The 7,374-nt window shown below is 71.7% G+C and carries 9 protein-coding genes; 2 read left to right on the plus strand and 7 right to left on the minus strand.

Translation table 11 applies throughout. The features are described 5' to 3' along the window. On the minus strand, positions 1-246 hold a 246-nt coding region (locus tag VF468_31250; protein ID HEX5882763.1), incomplete at its 3' end, for a terminase large subunit. A gap of 512 nt (positions 247-758) precedes the next feature. Between VF468_31250 and VF468_31255 the strand changes: the two genes are divergently transcribed. Next, positions 759-1,037, plus strand: a complete 279-nt coding sequence (locus tag VF468_31255; protein HEX5882764.1) for a hypothetical protein — start codon at positions 759-761, stop codon at positions 1,035-1,037. Positions 1,038-1,448: 411 nt separating this feature from the next. On the opposite strand, the gene VF468_31260 is transcribed toward VF468_31255, so the two are convergent. Beyond that, positions 1,449-1,769, minus strand: coding sequence for a hypothetical protein (locus tag VF468_31260; GenBank protein HEX5882765.1), 321 nt, complete (start codon positions 1,767-1,769; stop codon positions 1,449-1,451). Between the two features lie 138 nt (positions 1,770-1,907). Between VF468_31260 and VF468_31265 the strand changes: the two genes are divergently transcribed. Then, positions 1,908-2,132 carry an Arm DNA-binding domain-containing protein gene (locus VF468_31265; GenBank protein ID HEX5882766.1) on the plus strand — a complete coding sequence of 75 codons (225 nt, stop codon included), beginning with the start codon at positions 1,908-1,910 and terminating at the stop codon, positions 2,130-2,132. A 468-nt stretch (positions 2,133-2,600) separates the two neighbouring features. Here VF468_31265 and glnA read toward each other — a convergent pair whose 3' ends face one another. The 5 genes from glnA to VF468_31290 all read right to left on the minus strand — a co-directional run. Then, a complete protein-coding gene (gene glnA / locus VF468_31270) occupies positions 2,601-4,025 on the minus strand; it encodes a type I glutamate--ammonia ligase (GenBank protein HEX5882767.1) in 1,425 nt (474 codons plus the stop codon). 108 nt (positions 4,026-4,133) lie between these two features. Then, complete coding sequence (locus VF468_31275; GenBank protein ID HEX5882768.1) at positions 4,134-4,658, minus strand: hypothetical protein; 525 nt, start codon at positions 4,656-4,658, stop codon at positions 4,134-4,136. Positions 4,659-4,660: 2 nt separating this feature from the next. Next, positions 4,661-5,647 carry a lipoyl synthase gene (lipA, locus tag VF468_31280; protein HEX5882769.1) on the minus strand — a complete coding sequence of 329 codons (987 nt, stop codon included), beginning with the start codon at positions 5,645-5,647 and terminating at the stop codon, positions 4,661-4,663. Further along, a complete protein-coding gene (gene lipB, locus VF468_31285) occupies positions 5,640-6,347 on the minus strand; it encodes a lipoyl(octanoyl) transferase LipB (protein ID HEX5882770.1) in 708 nt (235 codons plus the stop codon). Before lipB ends, lipA begins: the two co-directional genes overlap by 8 nt. 3 nt (positions 6,348-6,350) lie before the next feature. Next, positions 6,351-7,374: 2-oxo acid dehydrogenase subunit E2 (locus VF468_31290; protein ID HEX5882771.1), on the minus strand; the 1,024-nt coding region annotated here is incomplete at its 5' end.

The following is a 7,374-nucleotide window of genomic DNA, read 5'->3' on the forward strand; positions in this document are numbered from 1 at the left end:
GCCGTTCACCACGGCCTCGTAGAACCTGGCCGTGGCCGGCGTCATCCTCCCGGGTGACTGCGGGTACTCCATGACCGGCAAGCCCTCGCCTTCGAGGAGCTGGAGCGACCGCGCCCACCGGAACGGGTCGGCGGCGATCTCCAGCACCCGCCAGCGCCGGCACGCCGACCGGATCGCGTTCTCAACGTCGACGATGGGGACCTGGCCACCACCTCGGGCCCGTCGGGGATGCTCCTCGTGACGCATCTTGGGTGGCAGGGTGGCCCGCAGCGCGTCGCGGTGGAGGAAGTCGTCGAGGGCCGGGTTGGCGATCGTCCGGGCGGTCGCGCTTCCCGGCCCGCGCCGAGATGGCCTCGAACGTGTCGTCGGTGACGACGTGGAGCTCGTCGACGAGCTCCATGCTCGGGTCCCAGCCTTGCAGACTGCCCGGGTCAGCGGGTAGCGCCATGAACACGCTGTCGGACCGCGGCTCGAGGAGGTGGTCGGCGAAGATCTGGCCCCGGGCGGACAGGTCCTTGTCCAGCTCGACCATGCGCTTGGCGGTGCGGAAGATGATCCGGGCTTGCCGCTCGTCGGACGCGCTGCCAGGGGCGCAGTTTCAGCGGTGCCGCGCCCCGGTGCCCCTCTGGCACGGTCACGTACCGCTCAATGAAGGCGATAGCCCGGGCACCTCCACGGCGCGGCAGGCGCCGGAGGCTAAGCGGCGGGCGGTGACCTGACCCCCTTTGGCCCGGCCCTCATCGGCATATCCTGGCGCCATGGATGAGACCAACCCCGCAGCCGACGCCAACCGAGTCGCTGTCGAGTGCCTGACCCTGTGGCTGGGGCAGGACCGACAACGGGCAATCGACCATATCGCCGCCCTCGAAGCCGACCCGAGTGGGCCGGGTCCAACCAACCTCATCGTCGGCCTGCTCAACCTGAGTTCGTGGCTGGTGTTGACGTTCGCCAGTGCGCAGGGCGCCACAACCGACGACGAGCTTCGGGAGAAGGCTGGGGTCATCAACCGCGAGTTCTTGCGGCAGCTCTCCGAGTAGTCGGTAACTTCGGCGGGCGAGGGGTCGCGGGCCATCACTCTGCTCAGGACTCGGGCGGCGACGTGGGCCAGGTGGGCGGATCGGGCGGCGTTACATGACCTGCAGCGAACGACCAGCGGGCCATCGGGGCGGCCGCCGCGTGCGACCTCGCGAATGTGGTCGGCGGTGAGGTCGGCCGATGGGTGGGCGGGTCGGCGCTCCCGCCCGGGGCACCAGTCACCCACCATGGCACGATGGTCCGCCACGACCGTCTTCTGCGTTCGCGCTCGTAGGCGTCGGCATGGAGGCCGGGCCGTCGTGCTGCTTTGGCTCGGCTCTTGGCCAGGTCATGGCGGCGCTGGCAGTCAACGCAGCGGGTCTTGCCGCGTACCAGGGTCCGGTAGTCCAGGCAGGCCCGGAGCAGGGGGCGCGTCATCGGCGCTTGCGGCGGCGGAGGAGGGTGAGGAGGACCGGGGTGGGGCGCGCGGCTGTGCCTCCTCCACGCACGGCGACCACCCCGGCGCCTGCGTAGGCCGGCACGCTGACCACCACGATATGGTCCAGCTCCGCCCTGGTCCTGGTCACGCGCTGGCGGTCGGCCGACCATCGGCTACCCCCGGGCACTTCGGCGAAACCGATGCTCAAGCCCAGCGGTACGCCGTCGCGGGCCAGGACCTGGTTCCCGAGCAGGGTGTCCGAGACCCGCCAGGCGCCCCAGGCGGCATCCGCCCGCTCCTCCAGCTCGACCGTCACGCCGATGGGCAGGGTGCCGGTGTCTCGCGGGTGGGCAGGTCCGTCCTCACGAGCGCGGCGGCGTTGAACTTGACGGTCGTCGTGTTGGAGAGCAGGGCCTGGTCGAGGTGGAGACCACCTACCGGACTGACTGGCAGGATGCGCGACGGGCTGATCAAGCGCGGCGGTTACTGGTACTTCGTGCTGGATGAGCCGCGCGACCCGGCGACGGGCAAGCGGCGCCAGAAGTGGGTCAAGGGCGCCCGGACCCGCAAGGAGGCGGAAAGCGCCCGCGACGAGGCTAGAAACCGCAAGGGCAACCGGGGCGGCTGGAAGGCCCCGAGCAGGCTGCCGCTCGGGCCGGGACGTGGCTGCCGTCGGTGAAGGCCAAGGTGGCGCCGTCGACCTTCACCAGCTACCGCCAGAACATCACCCAAGTGGCCAACCGCATCGGCCACGTCCGACTGGACGCACTCGACCCGCAGACCCTGGATGCCCTGTACGCCGACCTGGAGGCCGGCGGGCTCGCCCGGTCGACAGTGCGGCTGCTCCACACTCAACTCCACCGAGCAATGGCCGATGCGGTCCACCGGGATCTGCGCCATGGCTGGCGACGATGCACTGGAGGCCTTGGAGCACCCGAAGGTGGTCGCCGAGCAGCTCGGCCACGCCTCGGTCCGGGTGACGCTGGACACCTACAGCCACGTGACGCCAGGCGTCCAGCGGGAAGCCGTCACCAGGTGGCCAGCCGCTTCCTCGCCGGCTGTCAGCAGCCTGTTGGCAAACGAGCCTGCCTCCGCTACGGGAGCAACGGAGGCAGGCTCATGACCAGCAGTAACGGACTGCGGGCGGCTAGATGTCGTAGTAGAGGTGGAACTCCCACGGGTGGGGGCGGAGGCGGACGGCGTCGACCTCGTGCTCGCGCTTGTAGGCGAGCCAGGTGTCGATCACGTCCTGGGTGAAGACGTCGCCCTCGAGCAGGAACTCGTGGTCGGCCTCGAGCGCGGCCAGGGCCTCGTCGAGGGAGCCGGGGACCTGGGGGACCTCGGCGAGCTCCTCGGGGGGCAGCTCGTAGAGGTCCTTGTCCAGCGGGCCGGCGGGCTCGATCTTGTTGCGGACCCCGTCGAGGCCGGCCATGAGCATGGCCGCGAACGCCAGGTAGGGGTTGCAGGAGGGGTCGGGGACCCGGAACTCGACCCGCTTGGCCTTGGGGCTGCGCGAGTAGAGGGGGATGCGCGCCGCGGCCGAGCGGTTGCGCTGGGAGTAGACCAGGTTGACCGGGGCCTCGTAGCCGGGCACCAGCCGCCGGTAGGAGTTGGTGGTCGGGTTGGTGAAGGCGGTCAGGGCGGGGGCGTGGGCCAGCAGCCCGCCGATGTACCAGCGGCCCAGGTCGGACAGCTGGGCGTAGCCGGACTCGTCGTAGAACAGCGGCACCCCGTCGGTCCACAGGCTCTGGTGGGTGTGCATGCCAGAGCCGTTGTCCTGGAAGATCGGCTTGGGCATGAAGGTGACGGTCTTGCCGTACTTGAGGGCCGTGTTCTTGATGATGTACTTGAACAGCATCAGCCGGTCGGCCGTCTGCAGCAGGGTGCCGAAGCGGATGTCGATCTCGGCCTGGCCGGCGGTGCCGACCTCGTGGTGCTGCACCTCGACCGGGATGCCGGCCGCCTCGAGGGCCAGGGCCATCTCCGAGCGCAGGTCCTGGTAGTGGTCGGTCGGCGGGACGGGGAAGTAGCCCTCCTTGTAGCGGGGCTTGTACCCGAGGTTGCGCCCGCCCTCCTCGGCGCCGGAGTTCCAGGCGCCCTCGATGGCGTCGACGTAGTAGAAGGCGGAGTGCTGGTCCTGGTCGAAGCGGACCGAGTCGAAGATGTAGAACTCGGCCTCCGGCCCCCAGTAGGAGAGCTGGGCGATGCCGGAGCCCTCAAGGTGCTTCTCGGCCTTGGCGGCGACGTGGCGGGGGTCGCGGGTGTAGGGCTCGCCGGTGACCGGGTCCTTGACGAAGCAGTTGAGGATCAGGGTCGGGTGGGTCCGGAACGGGTCCAGGACCGCGGTGGCCGGGTCCGGGACCAGGATCATGTCCGACTCCTGGATCTCCTGGAACCCCCGGATGGAGGAGCCGTCGAAGCCGAAGCCCTCGTCGAAGGTCTCCTCGGTCAGCTCGTGAGACGGGACCGAGAAGTGCTGCATCAGGCCGGGCAGGTCGGCGAACCGCAGGTCAACGATCTGGACCTCGTTGTCCCTGATCAGGTTGAGGACATCTCCGGGGGAGTCGGTCACAGGGTGTGCCTCCTTCACAGTTGGGCAGACGCGGGCGACGCTAGCAACCCGCGTTTGCGCGGCGGTTGCTGGTTTGTTTCGCCGGAGTTAACCAGAACCGGCGCCCGCTCAGACGCCCTTGGCGAAGTCGAACGGCCGGGCCCGGGGCGGGCCCAGGGAGGCGTCGAACCACTGCAGCACCGGTTCGCCGTGAGGGACGCTGGTGGCGTCGTCGACCGCCCGGGTGACCACCACCTCGTAGATCGTCGGCGGCCGCGGCTCGGCCGCCGACCGGACCTGCGCGTCCCCGTCCGCGTCGGGCCGGGCCGCCCCGGCCAGCGTCCACCCCGCCCAGTTGCGCAGGAACACCAGGTACCGCTCGTCCCCGGTGACCGGTTCCAGGCCCTCCAGGTCCACCACCGACAGCCAGGTCCCGGGCCGGTAGGAGAACCGCCCCCCGGCATCGGGGGGTGAGGGTGCCGCACGCCCGGCCGGAACCGGCGGCAGGCGGTAGGTGACGACGTCGGGGGCGGACAGGACGGCGGCGGCTTCGGCGGCATCTCGGTCCTGGTCGAAGGCGCGGACGGCGCGGAAGCCGAGCCAGACGAGGGCGACGGCCAGCAGCGCGAGCAGGACCAGGCGGGCGCGGGGCACGGTCAGGCGTCGGCGGTGGCCCAGGCGGGGAGCTGGCCGCGCTGCTTGCGGACGGCGGCCTTGTGCATCTCGCCGGCGTGGTAGCTGGAGCGGACCAGGGCCCCCGACTCCACGTGGGCGAACCCGAGGCCTTCGGCGTGGGCCTTGAGGCCGGCGAACTCCTCTGGGGGGACGAACCGCTGCAGGTTCAGGTGGGCCTTGGTGGGCTGCAGGTACTGGGTGACGGTGAGCAGCTCGACCCCGACCGAGCGCAGGTCGGCCATGGTCTGGAGGACCTCGTGGCGCTCCTCGCCCATGCCCAGGATCAGGTTCGACTTGGTCGCGCAGCCCTCCGGCAGCCACGCCCGGGCCCTGGCCAGCAGCTCCAGCGACCCGGCGTAGGTGAACCCGGGCCGGATCCGCTTGTACAGCCGGGGCACGGTCTCGACGTTGTGGCCGAGCACGTCCGGCTCGACCTCGGTGACCTGGCGCAGCGCCTCGGGCTGGCCGCGGAAGTCGGGGATCAGCACCTCGACGCCACACGAAGGCAGCAGCGCCCGCACCTGGCGGACCGACTCGGCGAACAGCCAGGCCCCGCCGTCGGGCAGGTCGTCGCGGGCCACCCCGGTGATGACCGCGAACCGCAGCCCCATGCGGCCGATGGCGTGGGCCACCCGGCGCGGCTCGTCGGTGTCGTAGCCCTCGGGCTTGCCGGAGTGGATCTGGCAGAACGGGCAGGCCCGGGTGCAGTGGTCCCCGCCGATCAGGAAGGTGGCCTCCCGGGCCTCCCAGCACTCGTAGATGTTGGGGCAGCCGGCCTGCTCGCAGACGGTGTTGAGCTGCTCGTCGCGGACCAGGCCCTTGAGCTCGCGGTAGTTCGGGCCCTGGGAGGCCTTCACCTTCAGCCAGGCCGGCTTGCGGGCGAAGGTCGCCCCGGTCGGCGGCGGCGCCGGGGTGCGGGGCAGCACCCCCAGGGTGCGGACCCCGGGCGGGATCACGGGCTCAGGCATGGACGGTCTCCGGGTCGTGCTCGGACGCCGGCAGGTCCAGGGTAGCGGGGTCGACCGCGACCGGGGTCCGCTCCAGGCGTCCGGCCAGGTGGCGCTCCATGGCCGGGAGGACCTCGGCCACCGGCACCTGGCGGCCGAGCAGGCTGGACAGCGAGCAGGCGGCCGCCTCGGGCATGCCGCAGGGCACGATCGCGTTGAAGAAGGCCAGGTCGGTGGCGCAGTTGAGCGCGAAGCCGTGGCTGGTCACCCCGCGCGAGACCCGCATGCCGATGGCGCCCAGCTTGGCGTCGCCCACCCAGACCCCGGTCAGGTCGCCCCGCTCGCCCCGCGCCTCCAGGCCGAAGCCGGCGGCCACGTCGACCAGGGCCTGCTCGACCCGCCCCACGAACCGCCAGACGTCGGGGCTGGGGTCGAGCAGGGTGATGGGGTAGCCGACGAGCTGGCCGGGGCCGTGGTAGGTGACCTGGCCGCCCCGGTCGCTGCGGACCACCTCGGCCCCCTGGGCGGCCAGCCAGGCCGGGTCGGCGAGCACGTCGGCGTCGCTGCCCCGTTTGCCGATGGTGTAGACGTGCGGGTGCTCCAGCAGCAGCACGGTGTCGGGGATGTCGCCGGCCGCCCGGCGCTCGACCAGGGCCCGCTGCCAGGCCCAGGCCCGCCGGTAGGGGACGGTCCCGGCCCGCACGGTCCACAGCTCGCGCATGGCCTACTCCCGTTCCAGGCCCAGGTCGCCTTCGAAGTCGGCCGCCTCCAGGACCTCCTTGACCTTGACCAGGAAGCGGGCGGCGTCGGCGCCGTCGATGATGCGGTGGTCGTAGGTGAGGATGCCGTACATCATGTGGCGGACCGCCACCACCTCGCCCAGGTCCGGGTCCTCGACCACCACCGGCCGCTTGACGATCGCCGGGGTGGCGAAGATGGCCGCGTTGGGCTGGTTGATGATGGGCGTGTCCCAGACCGCGCCCCGGCTGCCGGTGTTGGTCAGCGAGATGGTGGAGCCGGACAGCTCGCCGGGGTCGATCTTGCCGTCGCGGGTGCGGGCGGCGACGTCGGCGATGGCCTTGGCCAGGCCGGCCAGGTTCAGCGACTCGGCGTTCTTGATCACGGGGACGAACAGGCCCTTGGGGGTGTCCACGGCCACCCCCAGGTGCACGTCCTGGTAGACGTGGAGGTTGCCGTCCTCGTCCATGGCCGAGTTGACCGTCGGGTGCTCCCGGATGGCGGCGACCAGGGCGAGGACGGCGAAGGGCATGGGGGAGAGGGACACGCCCTCGCGCTGCTTGAACTCCTCCTTGGCCCGCTCGCGCAGGCGCATGACCCGGGTCATGTCGATCTCGACGGCGCTGGTCAGCTGGGCGCTGGTCTGGAGCGAGGCGACCATCCGCTCGGCGATCACCTTGCGCAGCCGGGTCGCGGGGACGACCTCCTCGCGCAGGCCCTTGGCCAGGGGCACGGCCACCCGGGGCGAGGCCGACGGGGCGGCCGCCGCCGCCTTGCCCTTGGGCTCGGCCCTGGCCGCCGCGGCCGGCTCCTTGCCGCGCTGCTGGACGAAGGCCTCGACGTCCTCGCGGCGCACCCGGCCCCCGGACCCGCTGCCCTGGACCTGGCTCAGGTCGACGTCGTGCTCGCGGGCCAGCCGCCGCACCAGCGGCGACACCCCGGCCGCGGCCTTGCCGTTCCCCTTGCCGTCGCCCTTCGCCTTGGCGGCCGGCTTGTCCTCCTTCGGCTTG

The sequence above is a fragment of the Actinomycetota bacterium genome (genome assembly GCA_036280995.1).
GTDB lineage: Bacteria > Actinomycetota > CALGFH01 > CALGFH01 > CALGFH01 > CALGFH01.

What these genes read in the sequence shown, in the direction of transcription:
- VF468_31255 (HEX5882764.1), top strand. Translation starts at nt 759, where the DNA reads ATGGATGAGACCAACCCCGCAGCCGACGCCAACCGAGTCGCTGTCGAG.
- VF468_31265 (HEX5882766.1), top strand. Translation starts at nt 1,908, where the DNA reads ATGCGCGACGGGCTGATCAAGCGCGGCGGTTACTGGTACTTCGTGCTG.
- lipA (HEX5882769.1), bottom strand. Translation starts at nt 5,647, where the DNA reads ATGCCTGAGCCCGTGATCCCGCCCGGGGTCCGCACCCTGGGGGTGCTG.
- lipB (HEX5882770.1), bottom strand. Translation starts at nt 6,347, where the DNA reads ATGCGCGAGCTGTGGACCGTGCGGGCCGGGACCGTCCCCTACCGGCGG.